Origin of the sequence: Nocardia vaccinii NBRC 15922 (genome assembly GCF_001613305.1) — a bacterium.
Classification (GTDB): Bacteria; Actinomycetota; Actinomycetes; order Mycobacteriales; family Mycobacteriaceae; genus Nocardia; species Nocardia vaccinii.
Genome location: NZ_BDCC01000023.1, coordinates 20,331 through 42,421, shown reverse-complemented (window position 1 = coordinate 42,421; position 22,091 = coordinate 20,331). Strand labels below are relative to the sequence as shown.

20 protein-coding genes are annotated in these 22,091 nt (G+C 68.2%); 5 read left to right on the top strand and 15 right to left on the bottom strand.

All coding sequences use genetic code 11. The features are described from left to right. Positions 1-6 precede the first annotated feature (6 nt). From argF to argC, 5 genes are read right to left on the bottom strand one after another with little or no spacing between them, the layout of a single operon-like run. The gene (gene argF / locus NV1_RS17610) at positions 7-951 is read right to left on the bottom strand and encodes an ornithine carbamoyltransferase (RefSeq protein WP_067892571.1); all 945 of its coding nucleotides are present in this window, start codon (positions 949-951) and stop codon (positions 7-9) included. Next, complete coding sequence (locus NV1_RS17605; protein WP_067892569.1) at positions 948-2,156, bottom strand: acetylornithine transaminase; 1,209 nt, start codon at positions 2,154-2,156, stop codon at positions 948-950. The genes argF and NV1_RS17605 overlap by 4 nt, the downstream gene beginning before the upstream one ends. Beyond that, entirely contained in the window at positions 2,153-3,124 is a 972-nt protein-coding gene (gene argB / locus NV1_RS17600) for an acetylglutamate kinase (protein ID WP_067892567.1), read from the bottom strand. The genes NV1_RS17605 and argB overlap by 4 nt, the downstream gene beginning before the upstream one ends. Beyond that, positions 3,121-4,326: a bifunctional glutamate N-acetyltransferase/amino-acid acetyltransferase ArgJ gene (gene argJ / locus NV1_RS17595; RefSeq protein ID WP_067892565.1), complete on the bottom strand. Its 1,206-nt coding sequence runs from the start codon at positions 4,324-4,326 to the stop codon at positions 3,121-3,123. The genes argB and argJ overlap by 4 nt, the downstream gene beginning before the upstream one ends. Further along, positions 4,323-5,417 (bottom strand): N-acetyl-gamma-glutamyl-phosphate reductase, encoded by a 1,095-nt coding sequence (gene argC, locus NV1_RS17590; RefSeq protein ID WP_067892635.1) that lies wholly within the window; start codon positions 5,415-5,417, stop codon positions 4,323-4,325. The genes argJ and argC overlap by 4 nt, the downstream gene beginning before the upstream one ends. A 92-nt stretch (positions 5,418-5,509) precedes the next feature. Here argC and NV1_RS17585 point away from each other — a divergent pair, with 92 nt between their 5' ends. Together NV1_RS17585 and NV1_RS17580 are read left to right on the top strand one after the other, a co-directional pair. Then, positions 5,510-5,992: a MarR family winged helix-turn-helix transcriptional regulator gene (locus NV1_RS17585; RefSeq protein ID WP_067892563.1), complete on the top strand. Its 483-nt coding sequence runs from the start codon at positions 5,510-5,512 to the stop codon at positions 5,990-5,992. A gap of 57 nt (positions 5,993-6,049) precedes the next feature. Next, entirely contained in the window at positions 6,050-7,399 is a 1,350-nt protein-coding gene (locus NV1_RS17580; RefSeq protein WP_067892632.1) for an FAD-dependent oxidoreductase, read from the top strand. A 10-nt stretch (positions 7,400-7,409) separates the two neighbouring features. On the opposite strand, the gene NV1_RS17575 is transcribed toward NV1_RS17580, so the two are convergent. The 4 genes from NV1_RS17575 to NV1_RS17560 are packed head-to-tail and all read right to left on the bottom strand — an operon-like array spanning position 7,410 to position 12,474. Then, positions 7,410-8,870, bottom strand: coding sequence for a GntP family permease (locus NV1_RS17575; RefSeq protein ID WP_067892561.1), 1,461 nt, complete (start codon positions 8,868-8,870; stop codon positions 7,410-7,412). Between the two features lie 7 nt (positions 8,871-8,877). Beyond that, complete coding sequence (locus NV1_RS17570) at positions 8,878-9,525, bottom strand: bifunctional 4-hydroxy-2-oxoglutarate aldolase/2-dehydro-3-deoxy-phosphogluconate aldolase (RefSeq protein WP_067892559.1); 648 nt, start codon at positions 9,523-9,525, stop codon at positions 8,878-8,880. Beyond that, positions 9,522-11,150 carry an N-acyl-D-amino-acid deacylase family protein gene (locus NV1_RS17565; RefSeq protein ID WP_067892558.1) on the bottom strand — a complete coding sequence of 543 codons (1,629 nt, stop codon included), beginning with the start codon at positions 11,148-11,150 and terminating at the stop codon, positions 9,522-9,524. The genes NV1_RS17570 and NV1_RS17565 overlap by 4 nt, the downstream gene beginning before the upstream one ends. A 10-nt stretch (positions 11,151-11,160) precedes the next feature. Next, positions 11,161-12,474 carry a type III PLP-dependent enzyme domain-containing protein gene (locus tag NV1_RS17560; protein ID WP_245713776.1) on the bottom strand — a complete coding sequence of 438 codons (1,314 nt, stop codon included), beginning with the start codon at positions 12,472-12,474 and terminating at the stop codon, positions 11,161-11,163. 122 nt (positions 12,475-12,596) lie between these two features. On the opposite strand from NV1_RS17560, the gene NV1_RS17555 reads away from it, so the two are divergent. The 3 genes from NV1_RS17555 to NV1_RS17545 are packed head-to-tail and all read left to right on the top strand — an operon-like array spanning position 12,597 to position 14,823. Then, a complete protein-coding gene (locus NV1_RS17555) occupies positions 12,597-13,637 on the top strand; it encodes a sugar kinase (protein WP_067892557.1) in 1,041 nt (346 codons plus the stop codon). Further along, positions 13,634-14,419, top strand: coding sequence for an IclR family transcriptional regulator (locus NV1_RS17550; RefSeq protein ID WP_067892553.1), 786 nt, complete (start codon positions 13,634-13,636; stop codon positions 14,417-14,419). The genes NV1_RS17555 and NV1_RS17550 overlap by 4 nt, the downstream gene beginning before the upstream one ends. Further along, positions 14,416-14,823, top strand: coding sequence for a RidA family protein (locus NV1_RS17545; RefSeq protein ID WP_067892550.1), 408 nt, complete (start codon positions 14,416-14,418; stop codon positions 14,821-14,823). Before NV1_RS17550 ends, NV1_RS17545 begins: the two co-directional genes overlap by 4 nt. An 8-nt stretch (positions 14,824-14,831) precedes the next feature. Here the strand turns inward: NV1_RS17545 and NV1_RS17540 are convergent, their stop codons facing one another. From NV1_RS17540 to pheS, 6 genes are all read right to left on the bottom strand, one after another. Further along, a complete protein-coding gene (locus NV1_RS17540; RefSeq protein ID WP_067892548.1) occupies positions 14,832-15,872 on the bottom strand; it encodes a hypothetical protein in 1,041 nt (346 codons plus the stop codon). A 33-nt stretch (positions 15,873-15,905) separates the two neighbouring features. After that, positions 15,906-16,400, bottom strand: a complete 495-nt coding sequence (locus NV1_RS17535) for a hypothetical protein (RefSeq protein WP_067892628.1) — start codon at positions 16,398-16,400, stop codon at positions 15,906-15,908. Between the two features lie 79 nt (positions 16,401-16,479). Continuing rightward, entirely contained in the window at positions 16,480-17,268 is a 789-nt protein-coding gene (locus NV1_RS17530) for an alpha/beta hydrolase (protein WP_067892546.1), read from the bottom strand. Between the two features lie 33 nt (positions 17,269-17,301). Next, positions 17,302-18,090 carry a L,D-transpeptidase family protein gene (locus NV1_RS17525; RefSeq protein ID WP_218027054.1) on the bottom strand — a complete coding sequence of 263 codons (789 nt, stop codon included), beginning with the start codon at positions 18,088-18,090 and terminating at the stop codon, positions 17,302-17,304. Positions 18,091-18,310: 220 nt separating this feature from the next. After that, the gene (pheT, locus tag NV1_RS17520; RefSeq protein ID WP_067892544.1) at positions 18,311-20,812 is read right to left on the bottom strand and encodes a phenylalanine--tRNA ligase subunit beta; all 2,502 of its coding nucleotides are present in this window, start codon (positions 20,810-20,812) and stop codon (positions 18,311-18,313) included. Between the two features lie 73 nt (positions 20,813-20,885). Then, the gene (pheS, locus tag NV1_RS17515; RefSeq protein ID WP_157117082.1) at positions 20,886-21,983 is read right to left on the bottom strand and encodes a phenylalanine--tRNA ligase subunit alpha; all 1,098 of its coding nucleotides are present in this window, start codon (positions 21,981-21,983) and stop codon (positions 20,886-20,888) included. Between the last annotated feature and the right edge of the window lie 108 nt (positions 21,984-22,091).

Genomic DNA, 22,091 nt, shown 5'->3' with positions numbered 1-22,091 from the left:
TTCCAATCACGCTCGTCGCTCCTGCTCGCTCTTGCCCAGCAACCACACCAGCAGCGCCTTCTGCGCGTGCAGCCGGTTCTCCGCCTCGTCCCAGACGACGCTGTGCGGGCCGTCGATCACCTCGTCGGTGATCTCCTCCCCGCGGTGCGCCGGAAGACAGTGCAGCACAACGGCGTCCGCGGCCGCATGAGACAGCAGCCCGGAGTTGACCTGGAAGGGACGGAACGGACCGACCCGATCCAGCCCGTCGTTCTCCTGACCCATGGAGGTCCAGGCGTCGGTCACCAGTGCGTCCGCGCCGGTGGCCGCGGCGATCGGGTCACCGGTGACCGCGACGCTCGCCCCGGTTTCCGCGGCGCGCTTGCGGGCGGCCTCGAGCACCCAGTCCGCGGGTTCGAAACCCGAAGGCGCGGCGATGACCACGTTCAGGCCCGCGGTCACGCCGCCCAGCAGCAGCGAATGCGCCATATTGTTCGCGCCGTCGCCGAAGTAGGCGAGGGTGCGACCGGTCAGATCGCCCTTGCGCTCGGTGAGGGTCAGCAGATCGGCCAGCACCTGACAGGGATGAAATTCGTTGGACAGCGCGTTCACCACGGGAACCGTTGCGGTGGAGGCCATCTCGTCCAGCCGGACTTGTTCGAAGGTCCGCCACACGATCGCGTCGACGTAGCGCGAGAGCACCCGGCCGGTGTCCGCGAGGGTCTCCTCGCGGCCGAGCTGAGTGGTCCGGCCGTCGACCACCACCGCGTGCCCGCCGATCTGGGCGATCCCCATCTCGAAGGAGAACCGGGTGCGGGTGGAGTTCTTCTCGAAGATCACCCCGACCCCGCGCGGACCCTCCAGCGGCCGCCGCGAAAACGGCGCGGCCTTCAGTTCCGCTGCCAGCGAGAGGATTTCGGCCTGTTCGGCCGGGCTGACGTCGTCGTCACGTAGGAAGTGGCGGATGCTCACTTGTCCCCCTTCTCCAGGGTGGTGTGCTGCTCCAGGGCGGTGTCCAGGATGCCGGGCAGATCCGACAGCAGGCTCCCGGCTTGAGTCTCGGTCAAGATCAGTGGCGGCGCCAGTCGGATGACGTCGGGTTTGGCCGGATTCACCAGATAGCCCTGCGCGCGGGCGGCCGATTCCACCTGCGCGGCGGCCGGCCGATTCAGCTGGATGCCGATCAGCAGGCCCGCGCCGCGCACATGATCGATCAGCGGGTGTCCGAGTTCGTCGATGCCGTCGATCAGTTTCTTGCCGACCGTCTCCACGTTGTGCAACAGATCGTCCCGATCGATGGTGCGCAGCACGGCCAACGCCGCCGCGGCGCAGACCGGGTTACCACCGAAGGTGGTCCCGTGCAGGCCCGGCGTGAGCAGTTCCGCCGCACGGCCCTGCGCGAGCACCGCGCCGATCGGCAGGCCGCCGCCCAGCCCCTTGGCCAGGGTGATCACGTCGGGCACCAGTCCCGCGGCCTGATGCGCGTAGAAATGGCCGGTGCGGCCGATGCCGGTCTGCACCTCGTCCAGGATGAGCAGTGCGCCGTGTTCGGCGGTGATCGCGCGGGCCGCGGCCAGATAGTCCGGTGGCGGCACCACGACCCCGCTCTCGCCCATCATCGGCTCCAGGAATACCGCGGCGGTATCCGAATCGACCACGGCGGCAAGGGCTTCCACGTCACCGTAGGGGATGTGCAGCACGCCCGGCGGCATCGGCTCGAACGGCGCGCGCTTGGACGGCTGGCCGGTCAGCGCGAGCGCGCCCATGGTGCGGCCGTGGAACGCCTCCTCACAGGCGACGATCTTGGGCCGACCGGTCAACCGCGCGATCTTGAACGCCGCCTCGTTCGCCTCGGTGCCCGAGTTGCAGAAGAACGCCCGCCCCGCGCCGTCACCGAAATGCGCCAGCAGCCGCTCGGCGAGTTCCAGCACCGGTTCGCTGGCGTAGAGATTCGAGACGTGCCCCAGCGTGTTCAGCTGCGTGGTCACCGCCTCGATGATCGCCGGATGGGCGTGCCCGAGGCTGTTCACCGCGATGCCGCCGAGGAAATCGAGGTAGCGCTTGCCCTCGGCGTCGTAGAGTTCCGCGCCCGAACCGCGCACCAGCGCGATCGCGGGCGTGCCGTAGTTGTTCATCAGCGACGCGGACCACCGCTGCCGAATGTCCTGAGTACTCATAGGCTTTCCGTGCCCTCCTGCGGCGCGGTGGCCGGCGGTGGGGTCGAGGGGGAGATCATCGTGCCGATCCCCTCCCCGGTGAACAGTTCCAACAAGACCGCGTGCGGCACCCGCCCGTCGATGACGTGCGCGGTCGGCACACCGCCGCACACCGCACGCAGGCAGGCCTCCATCTTGGGCACCATGCCCGAATCCAGCGAGGGCAGCAGCTTCGCCAGCGCGTCGGTATCGATATGCGTGGTCAGCGAGGACCGGTCGGGCCAATTCGTATACAGCCCTTCGACATCGGTCAGCACGACCAGCTTCTCCGCGCCCACCGCGGCGGCCAGCGCTCCCGCGGCGGTATCGGCGTTGACGTTGTGCACCACGCCGTCCACGTCGGGGGCCAGCGTCGAGACCACCGGGATCCGGCCCGCCCGGACGATGTCCTGCACCGCATCCGGATTCACCGCGGTGACATCGCCGACCAGGCCGATATCGGTTGCCTCGCCGTTGATTTCGAGAGTGCGGCGGGTCGCGGTGAACAGGCGCGCGTCCTCACCGGAGATGCCGACCCCGTACGGGCCGTGCGCGTTGATCAGGCCGACCAGTTCCCGGCCGACCTGACCGAACAACACCATGCGTGCGACGTCCAGCACCTCGGGTGTGGTCACCCGCAGGCCGCCGCGGAATTCGCCCTCCAGGCCGAGGCGCTTCAGCATGGCGCTGATCTGCGGGCCGCCGCCGTGTACCACGATCGGATGTACGCCCACGGTGCGCAGGAAGACCATATCGGCGGCGAAGGCGCGCTTGAGATCCTCGTCGATCATGGCGTTGCCGCCGTATTTCACCACCACGACGGTGTCCCGGAATTTCTGCAGCCAGGGCAGCGCGTCGGCGAGCACATGCGCCTTGTCCAGTGCGGACAGTCCGGCCAGGGCAGCGGGAATCGATTGCTTCACAGTGGCATTCGCCTCGATCTCGGTCATGAGCTGTACGCCGAATTCTCTTCCACATACCCGTGCGAGAGGTCCGTGGTACGGATGGTGGCCTCGCCCTCGCCCAGAGCCAGATCGATCACGACGTGGATGTCCGCGCCGGACAGATCGACCTCCCGCGCACCCGGCGCGCCCGTTCCGCCGACGCACACCGGACTCCCGTTGAACGACACCGAGATTCGATCGGGATCCAGATCGATCGGTGCGATGCCGATCGCGGCGAGCACCCGGCCCCAGTTCGGGTCCGATCCGAAAATCGCGGTCTTGACCAGTGAGTCGCGCGCGACCGCGCGGGCGCCGATCAGCGCCTGATCCTCGTCCACCGCACCGCGCACGGTGACCAGCACCCGCTTGGTGACGCCCTCCGCATCGGCCATCAGCTGCGCGGCCAGATCGTCGCAGACGGCCAGGACCGCCGCGTCCAGATCCTGCTGCGCGGGCGTGACCTCGCTCGCCCCGCTGGCCAGTAGCAGCACGGTGTCGTTGGTGGAGCACGAGCCGTCGACGTCGAGACGGTCGAAGGTGCGCGAGGTCGCCTTGCGCAGAGCCGAATCCAGCTGTTCGGGCGTCGCCACGGCGTCGGTGGTCAACACCACGAGCATGGTGGCCAGCGAGGGCGCCAGCATGCCCGCGCCCTTGGCCATCCCGCCGACGTTCCACTTGTCGTGATGGTGGTACGCCGCCTCCTTCGGCACCGTGTCGGTGGTCATGATGGCGTGTGCCGCATCGGTTCCGCCGGATATCCCACCGGCCATCTCGTGCACGATCTCGGTAACGCCCGGAATCACCTTGTCCATCGGCAGCCGGTCCCCGATCAAACCGGTCGAGCAGACCGCGATCTCGCCCGCGCCGGTCTCGGTTCCCCAGTTGCTCAACGCCTTCGCCAATTCCTCGGCCGTGGCGTGGGTGTCCTGGAAGCCGCCCGGGCCGGTGCAGGCGTTCGCGCCGCCGGAGTTCAGGATCACCGCGCGCAACCGGCCGCCGGTCAGCACCTGCTGCGACCACAGCACGGGCGCGGCCTTGACCTTGTTACGGGTGAAGACCCCGGCCGCCGCGCACTCCGGACCCTCGTTGACGACCAGGGCCAGATCCGGTTTGCCGCTCGCCTTGATTCCGGCGGCGATTCCGGCCGCGCGGAACCCCAGCGGTGCGGTCACCCCCTGGGTCCGGACCAATTTGTCGCTCGATGTCACGGTGCCACTCCTACGGTGGGAAGTCCGGCGGTCTCCTCGTAGCCGACCGCCAGATTCATCGATTGCACCGCGGCGCCCGCGGTGCCCTTGGTCAGGTTGTCGATCGCGCCGATCACGACCAGCAGGCCGGCGTCCTCGTCCACGGCGACCTGCAGGGTCACCGCGTTGGAGCCGAGCACCGAACCGGTCTGCGGCAGTTGTCCTTCGGGCAGCAGATGGACGAAAGGTTCATCGGCGTAGGCCTTCTCGTAGACCGCGCGGGCCTGCGCGAGGTCCACTCGCGTGGGCGCGGTGCAGGTTGCCAGGATGCCGCGCGGCATCGGCGCGAGCACCGGGGTGAACGAGACAGCGATATCGGCTCCGGCGCAATCGAATTCGCGCCCCTCGGCGGCACTCGCGGCCACCGCCTTCAGATTCTGCGCGATCTCCGGGGTGTGCCGGTGCGCACCGGCGATGCCGTAGGCACGCACGGAACCCATCACCTCCGAACCCAGCAGTGCCACATCGGGTTTGCGGCCCGCACCGGAGGATCCACTCACCGCGACGATATGCACGGTCGGCTCGACGATTCCGGCGGCGACCGCCGGCGCCAGCGCCAGGCTGGACACCGTGGGATAGCAGCCCGGCACCGCGATGCGGGTCGCGCCGCGCAACCGCTCACGCGCGCCCGGCAGTTCGGGCAGACCGTAAGGCCAACTGCCCGCGTACGGTGTCTTGTAGTACCGCTCCCATACTTCCGCGTCGGTGAGCCGGAAATCCGCGCCGCAGTCGATGATCACCGTGGACTCGGGCAGTGCGGTGGCGATCGCCGCCGACTGACCGTGCGGCAGGCCGAGGAAGACGATGTCGTGCCCGGCCAGGATCTCCGGGGTCGTCTCGCTCAGGACCCGGTCGGCCAGGGGCAGCAGATGCGGCTGCGTCTCCCCCAGCAGCGTGCCCGCGTTGGATCCGGCGGTCAGCGCCCCGATCTGGAGGCGCCCACTTCGGTACGCCGGATGCCCCAGCAGCAATCGCAGGACCTCACCGCCCGCGTATCCGCTCGCACCAGCCACCGCGACCCGCAGCACGGGCCCACTCGAGGTATCCGCCATGTGATGATTATGCACGATCATGCAATCCCATTCATAGCGGGGTGTCCGGAATAATATTTGTTTCACGCGAGCAAATAATTTACTCTTGTTTCATGCAAGCAAATAAAGCCCAGATCAGCGAACTGGTTCGGACCGTCTCCCAGTTCGCCGAGGCCAACCGGCAGGGACAGGCGCGCATGTTCGACGCGGTCCGATTGGGCGTCCTGCAGTTGGCCGTGGAGCACGGCCCGCTGCGCGCGGGCGAGGTCGCCGAGCGATTGGACGCCCTGCCCTCCTCCATCACCCGGCACATCCGAGCGTTGGCCGAGGCCGAACTGGTGACCACCGAGCCCGACCCGGCGGATCGCCGCGCGGTCCTGCTGCTGGCCACCGACGCCGGCCGGGCGGAATTGCGGCAGTTCCTCGACGTCGGCGAACAGGTCTTCGGCGCCGTGATCGCCGAGTGGTCCGCGCAGGACGTGGTCACCCTGACCCGGTTGCTCACCCGGCTGACCGAGGACTGGGCGCGGCACGGGGCCGAGCAGCAGCAGGCGGCCCGCAAGCGGCACCGGCCGTTCGGCTGGAGCCAGGGCTGAGCTGCTCCGAAAACCCTTCTCCCTATTGATAATCGAACAAGAATGGAAGTGGATATCATGTCCGCCAATACATCTGTGCAGGTGATCATCGCCGGAGGCGGGATCGGCGGTCTCGCCCTCGCGCACGGGCTCCGCAAGGCCGGTGTGGACGTCGCGGTATACGAACGCGATCGGCACCGCACCGACCGGCTGCAAGGCTTCCGCATCCACATCAGCCCACGCGGGAGCCGGGCCCTGTACGAACTGCTACCCGAGCATCTCTACCGCGCGTTCGTCGCCCATTCCAACGCGGTCGAGTCCGAGATCGGATTCGGTTTCGCCACCGAGCAGATGAGCACCCTGCTCGAACTCGATCGCGAGACCATCGAGGGCAACCCGGCCGATGACGTCGACCGCAACTTCGGGGTCAGCCGCATCACCCTGCGCCAGATCCTACTGTCCGACCTGGACGACGTGGTGCACTACGACAAGGCCGTCACCGGATACACGCAGCTGCCCGATGGCCGTGTCGAGGCCCGGTTCGCAGATGGCACAACGGCATTCGGCGACGTCCTGGTCGGCGCGGACGGCGGCACCTCGCGCGTGCGCGCCCAGCTGCTCCCGCACGCCCAGCGCATCGACACCGGAATCGTCGCCATCGGCGGCAAATACATGCTGACCGAGCAGAACCGGCGCCGCCTCGCACCCCGGCTGCAGCTCGCCCCGGTCAGCATCATTCCGCCCAGGAGCTGTGGCATGTTCGTCGCACCGCACGAATTCGGTTCCGCCGATGCGGATTCCGGAACGATCGGCGGCAACGACGGCGCCGCGAAACTGTATCCCGGCGCGCTGTTCGACAACACCCGGCCCTACGTGCTCTGGAGTTACGCCGCGAAACGCGGCGATTATCCGGCCGATCTGGAAACGTTGGGGCCCAGGGAACTTCAGGACCTCGCCGATCGGCTCACCGCAGACTGGTCGCCGCAACTGCGCGAGCTGATCACCGGCTGCGACACCGATACCGTCACCCTGCTGCCGATTCGCACCTCGGTTCCCGTCGAGCCCTGGGAGACGACCAACGTCACGCTGCTGGGCGATGCCATCCACAGTATGACCCCGTTCCGCGGTATCGGGGCCAATGTCGCGCTGCGCGACGCCCAGGTGCTGACCGGCGCACTCATCGCGGCGGCACGCGGTGACCGCCCATTGCTCGACGCCCTGCACGAGTACGAGGCGCAGATGATCGGCTACGGTTTCGCCGCCGTGCGCGCCTCGCTGCAGGCCGCCGAGCAGTCCGTCACGGGCAGCCGCGTCTCGCGCACCATGGCCCGCACGGTCTTCCGAGTGACCGGTGCGCTGCCTCCGCTGAAGCGAAAGATGTTCGGCGGCATCGGCAGCGAACCGGAACCGGAACCGGCGAAGGCGTAGTTCGGAGCGGTCAGCTCACCAGGGCGAACAATATCGCCGCCACCGCGAAACTCACCACCGACAACACGGTTTCGAGCACACTCCAGGTCTGCAGGGTCTGTTTCACCGACAGATTGAAGAATTTCGAGATCATCCAGAAGCCGCCGTCGTTGACGTGGCTCAGAATGATCGACCCCGCGGCGATCGCCATGGCGATCAGCGCCAGTGAGATCTGCGAATAGCCGTGCCCGGCGACCAGCGGGCCGACGATGCCGCCGGTGGTGACGATCGCAACGGTGGCCGAGCCCTGAGCGATGCGCAGACCGCAGCTGATGATGTAGGCGAGCACGATCACCGGCAGACCGGCCTCGGACATGGTGTGCGCGAGAACCTTTCCGATGCCGGTGGCCGAGATGACCGCGCCGAAGAAGGCGCCCGCGCCGATGACGAGCAGCAGCATGCCCACGGGCCGTAGCGATTCCGCGGTCAGTACGCTGAGCTGCTGCACCGTCGAGCCGCGGCGCAGGCCCAGGATGTAGAAGGCGACCAGCACCGCGATCAGCAGTGCGACCGCCGGATTGCCGAGAAATGTCAGCACCTCGAGCAGCGCGGACTTCGTCTTCAGCAACTGGCTGCCGAAGGTCGCGCCCAGAATCAGCACCAACGGAATCGTGATGATCGCACCGATCAGCGCCACCGACGGGGGCCGAATCCCTTCGACTTCGACCGATGTACTACCTTGTGCCACAGCGTTATTCGTGCCCCGCTTCGGCTCGGCGCCATTGCCCGCGGGTCGCACCAGGAATTCCGCCGGAACATGCACCGTGATCCGTTTGCCGATAAAACTGCCCCAGACCAGACCCGCCGCGATGAATCCCGGCAAGCCGCACACCAGACCCATGATGATCAGCCAGCCCAAGCTCACCCCCATCAGCCCGCCCAGCGCCACAGGGCCCGGATGCGGGGGAAGGAATGCGTGTGTCATGGACAGGCCCGCCACCATCGGCATCGCGTACAGCACCAGCGAACCGCCGCCTCGTTTGGCGGCCACGTAGATCAGCGGCGCGAGAACGAAGATGCCGATATCGAAGAACACCGGGACACCGAAGATGAGACCGACCAACCCCATGGCGACAGGAGCGCCTTTGGGCCCGAACAGATTCTGCAACTTCTCGGCCAATACATCGGCGCCGCCGGAACGTTCCAGGATCGCACCGAGCACCGTGCCCAGGCCGATGATCACCGAGATATGTCCCAGAATGCCGCCGAATCCGGTCTCCAGCAGTGAATCCGAGGATTTCAGTGGGGTGCCCACGATCTTGGCGACCGGTAGTCCGGCCACGAGCGCCAATATCAGACCGGTCAGTAGCAGCGCGATGAACGGCTCGAGTTTGAACCGGATGATCGCCACGAGCAGCACGACGATCGCCAGACCGCACAGTATCAGCAGTCCCGGTGTGGTGGTCCGCAGCCAGTCGACGGTGGCGGCCATACTTACCTCACTTCATGGATGAAACGAAAAATGCCGCCCGCGAGGCGATTTCGGACCATCGGCCCGCGGCGACATCGCCCGGTGCGACGACGTCGGTACCGGCCGTGACCGCCACCGCGCCATGCGCCAGGAATTCGGCGGCGTTGCCGGCGTTGACACCGCCGGACGGAATGAACGCCGCATCGGGGAGGGGCCCCCGCAGATCCTTCAGATAGCCGGGTCCGAGCGCGCGAGCGGGGAAGATCTTCACCGCCGCCGCACCCAGATCCAGCGCCACCATCACCTCGCTCGGAGTGAAGGCGCCCATCACGACCGGAATGCCTTGTCGTGCGGCCACTTCCGCGACGATCGGGCGCAGCCCCGGGGTCACCAGGAACCGGGCCCCGCTGTCGATGGCCCGCTCGGCCTGTTCGCCGGTGAGCACCGTGCCCGCGCCGACCACCGTGTCCGGCACGGCCGAAGCGGCGGCCAGTGCATCCAGCACGCCCGGTGTCGTGAAAGTCAATTCGACCGTGCGTATTCCGGCACCCGACAACGTCTCGGCCAAGGCGGCCGGATCGGGGATCGCCTGGGCGCGCACGACGACGAGCACGCGGTCGGCGCTGATCACTTGCATGGCCGTGCTCGATTGCGCCGCCTCCGGAACGACATTCATTTGTTCTGTTCGCCTTTCACATCGGTGCCGCCCGACGTCATGCGCAGCGCGCGCCCGGCGAGTGTTCCGGTGGGCATGCCGCCGTCGATCGCGAATTCACCGTTCACCAGCACGTGCGTGATCCCGCTGGCCTGCTGCTTGGGCTGCTCGAATGTCGCGGTGTCACACACTGTCTCGGGATCGAACAGCACCAGATCCGCGGCGTACCCGGGGCGGATCAGGCCACGTTCACGCAGTCGCAGCCGCCGTGCGGGGCGTCCGGTCAGATGGTGTACGCACTCCTCCAGCCCGAGCACGCCCAGTTCGCGCACGTAACGGCCGAGATATCGCGGGAACGCACCCCAGGCCCGTGGATGCGGCCGATCCCCGACGAGCAACGCGTCACTGCCGCCCATGTGCCGGGCATGGCGCATGATGGCGCGCACGTTCTCCTCGTGCCCGACATGTTGCAGGATCGTGGTGGCCAGTTCGTCCCGAAGCAGTAGATCGAAGAAGACATTCACCGGAGAAACAGCTTGTGCCGCAGCGATATCGGCGATCGTCCGACCGACGTACCGGCTCAGGTCCGGATCCGCGACACCGCTGATCTGGATGGTCTCCCAATCGACGGTGACCCCGTGACAGCCATCCGAACCGTGCACGGTGACATCGGCGGTGATCCGCGACCGATCCCCCGGATCGGTCAGGCGGGCCAGCGTCGCGTCCGGCCCGCCCGAGGAGGCCCAGCTCGGCAGCAGCGCCGACAGGGTGGTCGATCCGGGTAGGTACGGGTAGGTGTCGAGACTGATATCGCAACCTCGGTCCAGCGCGTCGTCGATCATGGCGAGCAATTCCGGTGCGCGCCCGCGGTTCACGCCGAAATTCATCGTGGCGTGCGTCAGATGGACCGCACAGCCGGTGACGCGGGCCAGATCGATCATCTCGGCATAGGCGTCGAGCGCTCCCGCGCCATAGGAGCGGGTGTGCGGGGCGTAGAAGCCGTCCGCCGCCGAGACGACCTCACACAGCGCCGTCAATTCCGCTGTGTCGGCGTACATTCCGGGGGTGTAGGTCAGACCGCTGGACATTCCGGCCGCCCCCTGCGCGAGCCCCTCGGCCAGGAGCGCGCACATCCGGTCGACCTCCCGCGCGGTCGCCCGACGTTGTTCGGGGCCGACGACGAGCAGCCGTAACGTACCCTGCGGCACCAGATAGACCGCATTGGGCGTGATCCCCGCATCGAGCCGATCCAGATAGTCCCCGACGGTGCGCCAGGAGAAGTCCAGATCGGCGGGATTGCCGTTCCACCCGGCGATCTGGCGACGAAGCACCACCAGGGCGGCCGCGTCGACCGGTGCGTAGGACAGCCCGTCCTGCCCGATCACCTCGGTGGTGATGCCCTGGCTGATCTTCGGGAAATGTCCCGGATCGGTGAGCAGATGCAGGTCCGAATGCGCGTGCATATCGATGAAACCCGGTGCCAGCGCCAGATTCTCACCGTCGACGGCGCGCTCGGCCCCGGCGAGCGCGCCGGGGCCCGCGAGTTCGGTGATACGTCCACCCGCCACCGCGATATCGCCGCGGAAACGGGGCGCGCCCGTCCCGTCGATGATGTCGACTCCGCGAATCAGCAAGCTGCCCAACATGTTCGCTGCCTCAGAAGAAGGTGTGCAGCAGGTCGACGACGCGCGGCCGAGCCGCGGCGGCGTCGTCGATCACCGGGATCAGCCGCCACTTGTCGAAGGCGGTGCACGGATGCGAGAGCCCGAGCCGCACGACGCTGCCGATCGGTACCGTCCCATCGGCGGGCAGGCGCAGGAAGGCGTGCTGATCGTTGAGCGCCGACACGTGCGCGCCACAGGGCAGATCCTCCTGCCCCAGCCCGCGCGAAACCCGCTGCGGTACCGGCAATCCCTCATCGAACGGCAGGTCCCGTTTACCGGCGTCCAGCAGGGCCAGCCCCGGCTCCGGCCGTGACACCGTGCGCGCCCAGCCGTGCATGGCCGAGCGCAGCGGGCGCTCGGCGCGCTCGGCGCCCAGCGGCGATATGCCGGAGTAGAAACCGTCGTCGTGGATGATGTACGCGCCCGACCGCAGCACGACGCTGGTCGCCGGGCCCCGCGCGCCGTGTTCGTCGGCCGATTCGGCGAGCCGATCGACCACCAGATCCTGGTAGGCGCTGCCCCCGGCAGTGAGGATCGCGGGACGCTCGTAGAGCTCCGCGAGCTCGCGGTGCAGACGGACCAGATTGTCGAGATAGCCACGCACCGCGGCGACGGCCCGGTTCTCGCGGTCGTGCGCGAACGCGCCCTCGTATCCGCCGACACCCGCCAGCTCGAGCCGCGCGGAGCGCCGCACCGCCGCCGCGACGGCCAGCGCCTCGCGCACATCGCGCGCACCGGTGCGTCCGCCCGGTCCACCCAATTCGACCAGCACGGCCACACGCAGGCCCTCGGGAGCATCGGCCAGATGCCGGTCCATCGTCTCGACCGTCGCCACACTGTCCACCCAGCTGCGGAATTCGAAATCCGGGTCGCGGCCGAGTTCGGCTGCGAGCCAGCGTAATCCGACGGGATCGACCAGTGCGTTGGCCAGCAGGATCCGGGCCACGCCGAACGAGCGCGCCACCTGTACCTGCCAGCCGGTAGCCAGGGTGATACCCCAGGCCCCGGCCGTGAGCTGTTCGCTCCACAGCTGCGGGGCCATGGTCGTCTTGCCGTGCGGGGCCAGCCGCATGCCCGCCGAGGCGGCCCAGTCGGCCATCAGTCGCGTGTTCGAATCCAATGCGGCGCGGTCCATGGTCAGCACCGGCGTCTGCAGGTCATCGAGATGTGGTGCGCTGGCGAGGAATTCGCGGGTGGTACGGCCCCATGCGGACGGCGGCAGCGATTTGTGTTCGGGACCCAGAACCCGCTCGTGCAGGGTCGCGATCCTCGCGGTGTCGATGGGCGGTGCGCCGACGTTCGCCACGACACTCCTCCGATCAGGTTCATAACTTTCAGCTATTGCACAATATGCAACGCTGATTGCATATTGTGTTAGCCCTGGTTATTCTGCACAGAATGTCCGATGTCCGCAAGCGCTCGAAGGAGATGAGTGTGATACGGCCTACGCCGACCCGAATACGGGCGACCACCGTGGGCGAGGGACTGGCCGTGCTCGTCGCGCGCCCCGGCCCGCTCGAGGACTCCCCCGACTTCGAGCGCACCGCGGGCGGGGCCGAGGTGAACGTCGCGACCGTCCTGGCGCAACTGGGGATCGGCACGGCATGGATATCCCGCGTCGGTCGAGATGGATTCGGCCGCTATCTGATTCGTCATCTGAGCGAGCGTGGGGTCGACACCTCCGCGGTCCACGTCGATCCCGCCCGGCCCACGGGCCTGTACGTCAAGGAGCGCGGCGGCGGTTCGGCGCTGCCCGCCGACCTGGCCGCGGGAGCGAGCCGGATGCTGTACTACCGCAACGGATCTGCCGCCAGCGCCCTGTCTCCCGGGGATCTCACTGCCGCCGCCGGAGTACTCGCGCACTGCGAACTGATCCATTTCACCGGCGTGACCACCGCACTGTCCCCGTCGGCGACCGAACTCACCGATGCGATTCTCGCGCTGCCCAGGCATGATCGGTTGATCAGCTTCGACCTGAATTACCGTCCGGGACTGTGGATCCGGCGAGGCGAGGAGCCAGCGGAAATCCTGGCCCGGCAGGTGCGCGCCGCCGATGTGGCGTTCCTCGGGGCCGACGAGGCACAGGAGGTCTTCGGCACCGGCGATCCCGCCCGGCTGCGCGAGATGTTCCCGCAGCCGAGACATCTGGTGGTGAAGAACAGCGAACATTCGGTTACCGGATTTCTCGGTGACGATCGGTGCGAAGCCCCGGCCCTGCACCTGCGGGTGACCGAGGCGATCGGCGCGGGCGACGCCTTCGCCGGCGGCTATCTGGCCGCGCTGCTGCAGGGCCGCCCGCACGAACAGCTGTTACGTTACGGCCACCTGTGCGCGGCCGCCGCCCTCACCGGCACGGGCGACGTCGCCGAGCTCCCACCTGCGGACGCCATCGAAACATGGGCTACCGCAACGGATTCCGCATGGGCCGCGCTGCGGTATGCCCCGAGCGTCGGCCTGGAAGTGTCATGAGTCGGAGTCTGCAACGCGCGCTGACCATCCTGGTCGAACTCGGCGAGGATCCCAAAACGCTGGACCAGTTGGCCGCCAGGCTGGAGGTGCACAAGTCGACAGTTCTGCGGCTGCTGCAGACCATGGAGGCGGACCGATTCGTCACGCACGACACCGGCCACCGCTACACGCTCGGCTCACGGCTGTTCGAACTGGCCAATCACGCACTCGAACGCCGTGACGTGCGCACCCTGGGCCGTCCTCACCTGGAAGCGCTCAACGCCGACACCGGTCAGACGGTGCATCTGGCGACCTACGAGTCCGGCGAGGCGATCTACATCGACAAACTCGACGCCACCCAGAGCGTGCGAATGTATTCGCGCGTCGGCCGCCCGGCGCCGCTGCACTGCACCGCCGTCGGCAAGGTGCTGGTCGCCGCCCACCCGCGGGCACAGTGGCGGGCCATCGCCGAAGGACTGGACTACCATCCGTTCACCGACCGCACCATCCGCACCCCCGAGCGATATCTCGCCGAGTTGGAACACGTTGCGGCCCAAGGATTCGCCGAGGATCACGAAGAACACGAGAGTTTCGTCAACTGCGTCGCGGCCCCGGTGCGCGATGGCACCGGCGCGGTCGTGGCCGCGCTCTCGGTCTCGGTACCCGATGTGCTGCTGGACCATGAGCAGGTGCTCGGCCTGCTGCCACGGGTCCGGGCCACGGCCGAGGCCATCTCCGCCGAACTCGGCTGGAACCCGCGAACCGATACCCGGCCGTCCGACCATTCGAAAGGCACACCGTGAGCGAGAAAACCGCCGTCCGAACCACCGAGGCTCCCGCACCGGCGCACACCTTCTCCCAGGGGGTGCGCACGGGCCCGTTCGTCCAGGTTTCCGGTCAGGGCCCGGTCGACCCGGCCACCGGCGAATATCTGCATCCGGGCGACGTGGCCGCCCAGACGACGCGCACCCTGCAGAACGTGCGGGCGATCGTGGAAGCGTCCGGAGCCACCTTCGACGATGTGGTGATGCTCCGGGTCTACCTCACCGAGCAGCAGAACTTCGCCGCCATGAACGAGGCATACGGCGAATTCGTCCGCGAACACACTCCCAGCGGCATTCTGCCCTGCCGCACAACGGTTTTCACCGGTCTGCCGCGGACGGAGATGCTGGTGGAGATCGACGCGTTCGCGATCGCCGGCGAGTAGCGCGAGACTCAGGCGGTGATCTCGCCGAGAATCCCCAGCACCGCGTCGGAGGTGTAGAACGGCGCGAGGCGTTCGCGGATAAGACCGGCCAGGACGCCGTTCTCCTTGGCGGCCTCGACCACCCCGGGGCCGTAGCGCAGGATCTCGGTGCGGATGTCCTCCTCGGACAGTCCCAGCTCCGGCAGCAGACCCGCCAGGGTGTGATCACCGTATTTGGTGAAGAACACCTCCACGCATTCGTCCAGAAGCAGGCCGAAGTAGTCCTTCTTCCGTGTGGTGAGTGCGATCCGGTGCACGATCAGCGCGAGTTCACGCACGTCCTGCTGGCTCAGATACTCGCGCAGGCCACTGACCGGTTCGCCCGCGTGCAGATCCCAGAACTCCATCGCCGCACTGTGTACCGGCGCATCGCGCAACATCTCGCGAATCGCGTTGTTGGTCCGCTTGAGCGCGAAAAGCGCTCCCTTACCGGCCATCTCACCGATGAAAGTGCCGTCCGCGGCCTTCTCGGCGGCCTTGCGGGCCGATTTGGCGGCCGAGGTGCCGAACGAAACCAGCGATCCCACCCCCGGAATCTTCGAGGCCATCTGCCGATTGGACTCCATGAAGTCATCGATCAGCCGGTCGACGAATTTGGACGCGACGGTGGCGACCAACGGGCTCTCGGTGAGTCGCTCGAGCAGACGCTCCTGTGCCTGATGCATGCCGAAGATCTTCTCCAGCAACGCTTCCACCGGTTCGCGATCGACCACGTCACCGAGGGTGTAGTCCGCGTTGCGGGCGATGTCGTCGTAGATCGCGTCGGCGAACACCCCCACCGAATCCCCGATCGCCGGACCGCCGCCGATCCGGTCCACGACCACCCGCAGCGTCCGCTTGGCATCCTCGACGGTGACCACGTCGCGGAAGACGATGGTGTCGGCCACCTCGAGCACCGTGGCCACATCCCGCACGACCACCTCGGTGAACCGATCGCCGGTCACCTCCGCGAGAATGAAGTCGACTTGCGCGTCGAGCAGTCGCTCGGCGATCTCTCGCGGCTGGGCCATCGATACCCCTAGTTCGTTCGCTGGCCCGCCCGATCAGCCGGGATCGTTGCGGTGCAACGACTTCCGGATCTCGTCCAGGCGCTCTCGCGCGGATTTCGACCGCGCCTGCCACTGTTCCTGCACGCTACGGCCCGCCGGGGTCTGCCGATCGAGTTCGCCCATGCCCTGCGCGTTGCCGAAGCGTCGCTCGACCTTATCGCGAACTGACTCGAAAGTAGGGACACCGGATTCGGAATATCCGCCGATATCGGGCGCCGACGTCGGCAGCACCGGTACGACGGGCGCCGAACCCTGCTGGTCGCATGCGGTCGGCGCGACGGGCACACTCGACGGCGCGACGGAATCAGTGGGCGAATTCACATCCGGATCCCAGGTCATATGACCGCTCTCGGCGGACAGTTCGGCCGCCGCCAGATGTAGCTGTTCGAGGCCGGGCCGCCCGGCGGTCGCGGCGAGCACCACGCTGAGCATGTCCTCGTCCGACAGTGCCGCGAGCAGCATCGCCAGATCATCCACCGGATCGGTCACGACTCCCACCTCACAGACGCTCGGCACGACATATCCCCAGGTTACGTACTTCCGACCGGCGCGGCACTCGCGAAAACGCTCAGACGGAGGGCGGATCGGCCACGACCGGCCGGGCAAAGACCGACCGCACCCAGTCCGCTATGGTCCGCGCCCAGCCGGGAATCACGATCAGATCGTTGTGCCCGGCTCCGGGATAGATGTGCAGCCGTTTGGGCTCCGGGGCGGCCGCGAAGAGTTCGTGGCCCATCCGCACGGGCAACAGTTCGTCCTGATCGCCGTGCATGATCAGCACCGGCGCGCGCAACGTGCGGATCCGCCGCAGACTCGGAAAGGCATCGGGGACAAGCGGTCTCGGGATGTACGGATAGACCGCACCGGCGGCGTCGCGCAGGCTGGTGAAGGTGGACATGAGGACCAGTGCGGCGGGTGGATACCGGGTCGCAAGTTCTGTCATCACCCCGCCGCCGAGCGATTTGCCCAGGTAAACAACATGATTCGGGTCCACCCCGGGCCGGGCGAACAGTGCGTCACGCGCGGCGCGAGCGTCCAGATACATCCCGCGCTCACCGGGATGCCCCGCGCTGCGGCCGAATCCGCGATAGTCGAACACCAGCACGTCGAATCCCGCGGCGGCCAGCAATGCCAGCACCGGCGACCGATCGCCGATGTTGCCCGCGTTGCCGTGGGCGAACAGGATGTGCCCCAGCGGATTCGCCGCCCGCACGAACCATCCGTTGATCAGCGTGCCGTCCGCGGCGGTGAAGTACAGATCCTCGTACTCGAGCCCGAACCGCTCGGGCGTCACCGTGATCTCCCGCACCGGCAGGAAGGTCAGGGCGTTGAGGAACGGCGTCGCCGGATGTCGCATACTTCCCTCCTGTCCGTATCGGTGACCGACAATTCAACGGTAGCCGATGGTGATGGCCGGACGGCGGCTCGGATCGAGCCATTTCAGCAGCGCAACCACCGCGTTGCGCGGCGTCTCCACACACCCCTGCGACGGGATTCCGGCGTCCACGTGGACGAAGAAGGCCGATCCCGCGCCCGGCCGCACCGGTGCGGTGTTGTAGCCGATCACGATCGCATAGTCGTAGCTCGTGCCGACCCGGCCCAGATTCTCCCCGGCCTTCTCGTCGAACGGGCAGGTGCCGGGCGCGCAGTGCTGGTAGGTGTTGTACTGCGGACTGTTCGGATCGCTGACCCACCAGTCGCTGTCGCCGATCTGCCGATAGGGCATTCGCGTCCCCGGATTCACCTGCCGCCCGAATGCCGAGGGCAGCCCGAACGTGCCGATCGGCGTGCGATTCATCCCCTCGTGCGTCTGCCCGATCCCCTGGGTGCCGACCCGAACCGTCACGGGCGCGAGGGCACTGGTCCACCCGCCGCCCGAGCGCTGCCAGGCCTGCAACGTCCCCGTCGTGCCACCGGGTCCCGCCACCGACACCGTCACCAGCTGATCGGTCCCGGCGGGCGGCGCGGGCACCCCCGCCGGAAGTCCGGCATTCCCGCCGTCGTAGTTCACCGGCTGCTCGGCGGCCCGGGTCGGCGACACCGCGCTGGGCACCGGAGCCACACTCGTGGCCGACGGAGCCGGACCCGCCGTCCGCGCCTGCTGTCCGCAACCGGCCGCTACCAGCACGAACGCGGCGGCCAGCACACCACGACGCACGAGATCCCGGGACACACTCATCGGCCGAGCTTAACCGCCGGCAATCCCAATCCTCATGTCACGACGGAATTGCCCGTGTTCACCGGAACGTCCGAGCGCGGCGAGCCCACCCGCCGCTTGCACGGCCCGGATCGCCCGCACCCGGCGCACGGATATCTGCCCGAGCGGGACAACTCGCAGTCGAATCACCCGGCACGGAGTCGGACGACACCGCTGCGCGAGCCTCGCACCCGGCCTCGAGTCAGGCGCGCAGGACAGCCCCGAGCGACGCCGCGGCCGCCTCGACCGCCGCATCGCGAGCCGCGCTGGCCTCGTCCTCGGTGAGAGTGCGGTCCGGGGCGCGGAAGCGCAGGGCGTAGGTGAGCGATTTGCGGCCCTCACCGGCCTGCGCGCCCTCGTAGACGTCGAACAGGGCGATGTCCTCGAGCAGATCGCCCGCACCGGAGCGCAGTGCCGATTCGAGGGCGTCGGCGGGGATCGAACGTTCGACGCTCACCGACACGTCCTGCAGCACCGCCGGGAACGGGGAAATCCGCGGGGCGGGACGGGTTTCGCGCAGCGGAAGGGCATCGAGGTCCAATTCCAGCGCGCAGGTTCGCGGCGGCAGGCTCGCGCGCTCGAGCACCGCGGGATGCAATTCGCCCGCATGGCCGACGATCTGGCCGTCCACGACCAACTCGGCGCAACGGCCCGGATGGAACGGCAGATGGGCCGCGGCCCGGCGCTCGATCCGCACTCCGGCGGCATCGGCGACCGCGTCGGCGAGCGCGAAGGCATCGGCCGCCTCCACGGCCCGGCCCGCACCCCACGGACCACGCGGTTCGCGACGTCCGGTGAGCACCGCGGCGACATGCACCGGCTGCGCGGGCAACGATTCGATCAACTCGGCGATCTGCTCGTCGGTGGGCCGCCGATCCACCGGAAGTTCGGCGACCGGGCGGGTCTTGGGTCCGGGCAGCACCACCTGTTCGATGCCGTAGATCGACAGATCGCGCTCGCCGCGGGAGATGTTGCGCGCGGCCACCTCCAGCAGTCCGGGCAGCAGGGTCGTGGCCAACTCGGCGCGTTCGACGTCCAGCGGATTGAGCACCCGCATGGTCGCGCGGCGAACGTCCTCGGCGTCCAGACCCCAGACGTCGAACGTCCCGGCCTGCAGGAAGATCGATACGGGTACCTCGACGCAGCCGGCGAAGGCCAGGGCGCGGCTGACCGCGCGGCGGCGGCGCTGCGCGGGCGTGAATCCCCGGCCCGCGGGCGCGGTCGGCAGCACCGAGGGGATCTGCTCCAGCCCCTCGAGCCGCAGCACCTCCTCGACCAGATCGGCGGGCTGTACCAGATCGGGACGCCAGCTCGGCGGGGTCACGACGAGCTGGCCGTGCCCGCTCTCGCTGACATCGACGTCGACCGCGCAACCGATCTGCGCCAGCCGGCGCGCGGCCGTTCCGGTCGGGTAGCTCACCCCCGCGGTGCGGTCGGGCAGGTCCAGATCCATCCGGATCGGCGTCACCTCCGGTACCGGCAGGCGCACGTCGGTCAACGCGGATTCGACTGTGCCACCTGCGATCTCGGCCAGTAGCGAGGCCGCGCGATCGAGTGCGGCGACATTCACCTCGGGGTCGACCACCCGCTCGTAGCGGCGGCCCGCCTCGGACACCACCTTGTGCCGCCGCGCGGTGCGGTAGACCGCGAGCGGGTTCCAGGTGGCGGCCTCGAGCAGAATGTCGGTCGAGGCCGAACTCACCTCGGTCGACGCGCCGCCCATGATCCCGGCCAGCGACACCACTCCCGAATCGTCGGCGATGACGGTGTCCGCACCGTCCAGCACCCGCTCGGTCTCATCGAGGGTGCGCAGCGTCTCCCCCTTGTTGGCGCGCCGGATCACCAGCGGCCCGGCGACTTTCGCGGCATCGAAGGCGTGCAGCGGCTGGCCGAGTTCGAGCATCACGTAGTTGGTGACGTCGACCGCGGGCGAGATGGGCCGCACGCCGGCCAGCAGCAGCCGCCGCTGCAACCACCACGGGCTCACCGCGGACGGATCGATGCCGGTGACCCGGCGCGCCGCGAAACGGGTACAGCCGGAATCGGGTTCGACCCGCACCGACCACGCCTCGGCCTCATCGTCGGGCAGGGTGCGCACCGCCGGATCGGCATAGTCCAGATCGAAGCCGCAGGCGAGTTCGCGGGCCAGGCCGCGCACCGAGAAGCAGTAGCCGCGGTCGGGGGTGATGTTGAGTTCGATCACCGTATCGTCCAGGCCCAGCAGCGCGTTCGCATCGGCGCCCGGCTCGGCGCTACCCGGCTCGAGTACCAGGATGCCCGAATGATCCTTGCCGATACCGAGTTCGGCGACCGAGCAGATCATGCCGTTGGACACGTGCCCGTAGGTCTTGCGCGAGCTGATCGCGAAGCCGCCGGGCAGCACACCGCCGGGCAGCACCACGACGACCAGATCGCCGACCGCGAAATTCCGTGCACCGCAGACGATCTCCTGCAGCTCCGGCTTGCCCACCTCGACCTTGCAGAACCGGATCGGCTTCTTGAACTCGGTCAGTTCGGTGATCTCGGCGACGCGGCCGACCACCAGCGGATGTTCCAGGTCACCGGTGACCGGCTCGAGCTCGTCGAGCTCCTCGACCTCCAGGCCGACCCGGACGAAGCCCGCATCGAGCTCCTCCGGCGTCACCGACCATTCCGGGGTGGTGCGCTGCAGGATTTCCGTCAGCCAGGACTGCGCTACTCGCACTGGACTTTTCGCTTTCTCGTGTGCCCGTCTCTCGCGGGTTCGTATGGTGTGCGGGGTGGTGCGGCCTTCGGACTCAGGACTGGATGCCGAAGGGCAGGGTGAACCGCACGTCGCCCTCGACGATGTCGCGCATATCGGGAATCCCGTTGCGGAACTGCAGGGTTCGCTCGAGGCCCATACCGAAGGCGAAGCCGCTGTACACCTCGGGGTCGATTCCGCTGGCGATCAGCACCTTCGGATTGACCATGCCGCAGCCGCCCCACTCGACCCAGCCGGCCCCGCCCTTCTTGTCCGGGAACCACACGTCGACCTCGGCGGAAGGTTCGGTGAACGGGAAGTAATTGGGCCGCATCCGAGTTCGCGTCTCGGGGCCGAACAGCGCCCGCGCGAACGCGTCCAGCGTGCCGCGCAGGTGGGCCATGGTCAGACCCTTGTCCACGGCCAGGCCCTCGACCTGGGAGAACACCGGAGTGTGCGTGGCGTCGAGCTCATCGGTGCGGAAGGTGCGACCCGGGCATACCACGTAGATCGGCAGCTCACGCGAGAGCAGCGAACGCACCTGCACCGGCGAGGTGTGCGTGCGCAGGACCTGGCGCGAACCCTCCGCGTCCGAGGCGTCGGGGCCGGAGGCGGTAGCGGAGGATGACCCCGCGGGCCCAGCCTCGGGCGCCCAGGTGAACCGCGCGACGTGGAACGTGTCCTGCATGGTGCGGGCGGGGTGATCGGGCAGGAAGTTCAGCGCGTCGAAGTTGAAGTGCTCGGTCTCCACCTCGGGCCCCTCGGCGATTTCCCAGCCCATACCGACGAAGACGTCGGCGACCTGCTCGGAGATGACCGTGATCGGGTGCCGGGCGCCGGCCGGGTCACGACGGGCCGGGAGCGTCACGTCGATGGCCTCGGCGACCAGGACCGCCGCATCGCGCTCGGCGAGCAGCTCGGCCCGGCGCGCCTCGAACGCCTCGCTCACCCGCGTGCGCGCGACGTTGACGCGCTTACCCGCGTCGGCCTTGTCCTGTTTGGGCAGGCTGCCCAGTGATCGCTGAGCCAGCGAGATCGGCGACTTACCGCTCATGTGCTCGGTCTTCGCGGCCGCGAGCGAGTCCAGATCCGCGGCCGCGGCGAATGCCTTCTCCGCCGCTTCTGCCGCGGCGCTCAGCGATTCCTCGCTCAGTCCCGCCTGCGGTGCCGGATCCTGGTCGGCTCGTGCCTGCGCCTCGCCGGCGCTCGGCTCCGGCACGACCGCGCGGCCCTGTGTCGATTGCTCGCTCGCTGCGCTCGC

What these genes read in the sequence shown, in the direction of transcription:
- NV1_RS17575 (WP_067892561.1), bottom strand. Translation starts at nt 8,870, where the DNA reads ATGGCCGCCACCGTCGACTGGCTGCGGACCACCACACCGGGACTGCTG.
- NV1_RS17580 (WP_067892632.1), top strand. Translation starts at nt 6,050, where the DNA reads ATGTCCGCCAATACATCTGTGCAGGTGATCATCGCCGGAGGCGGGATC.
- argB (WP_067892567.1), bottom strand. Translation starts at nt 3,124, where the DNA reads ATGACCGAGATCGAGGCGAATGCCACTGTGAAGCAATCGATTCCCGCT.
- NV1_RS17530 (WP_067892546.1), bottom strand. Translation starts at nt 17,268, where the DNA reads ATGCGACATCCGGCGACGCCGTTCCTCAACGCCCTGACCTTCCTGCCG.
- NV1_RS17565 (WP_067892558.1), bottom strand. Translation starts at nt 11,150, where the DNA reads ATGTTGGGCAGCTTGCTGATTCGCGGAGTCGACATCATCGACGGGACG.
- NV1_RS17585 (WP_067892563.1), top strand. Translation starts at nt 5,510, where the DNA reads ATGCAAGCAAATAAAGCCCAGATCAGCGAACTGGTTCGGACCGTCTCC.
- argC (WP_067892635.1), bottom strand. Translation starts at nt 5,417, where the DNA reads ATGGCGGATACCTCGAGTGGGCCCGTGCTGCGGGTCGCGGTGGCTGGT.
- NV1_RS17555 (WP_067892557.1), top strand. Translation starts at nt 12,597, where the DNA reads ATGAGTGTGATACGGCCTACGCCGACCCGAATACGGGCGACCACCGTG.
- NV1_RS17605 (WP_067892569.1), bottom strand. Translation starts at nt 2,156, where the DNA reads ATGAGTACTCAGGACATTCGGCAGCGGTGGTCCGCGTCGCTGATGAAC.
- NV1_RS17550 (WP_067892553.1), top strand. Translation starts at nt 13,634, where the DNA reads ATGAGTCGGAGTCTGCAACGCGCGCTGACCATCCTGGTCGAACTCGGC.
- NV1_RS17570 (WP_067892559.1), bottom strand. Translation starts at nt 9,525, where the DNA reads ATGAATGTCGTTCCGGAGGCGGCGCAATCGAGCACGGCCATGCAAGTG.
- NV1_RS17525 (WP_218027054.1), bottom strand. Translation starts at nt 18,090, where the DNA reads ATGAGTGTGTCCCGGGATCTCGTGCGTCGTGGTGTGCTGGCCGCCGCG.
- NV1_RS17540 (WP_067892548.1), bottom strand. Translation starts at nt 15,872, where the DNA reads ATGGCCCAGCCGCGAGAGATCGCCGAGCGACTGCTCGACGCGCAAGTC.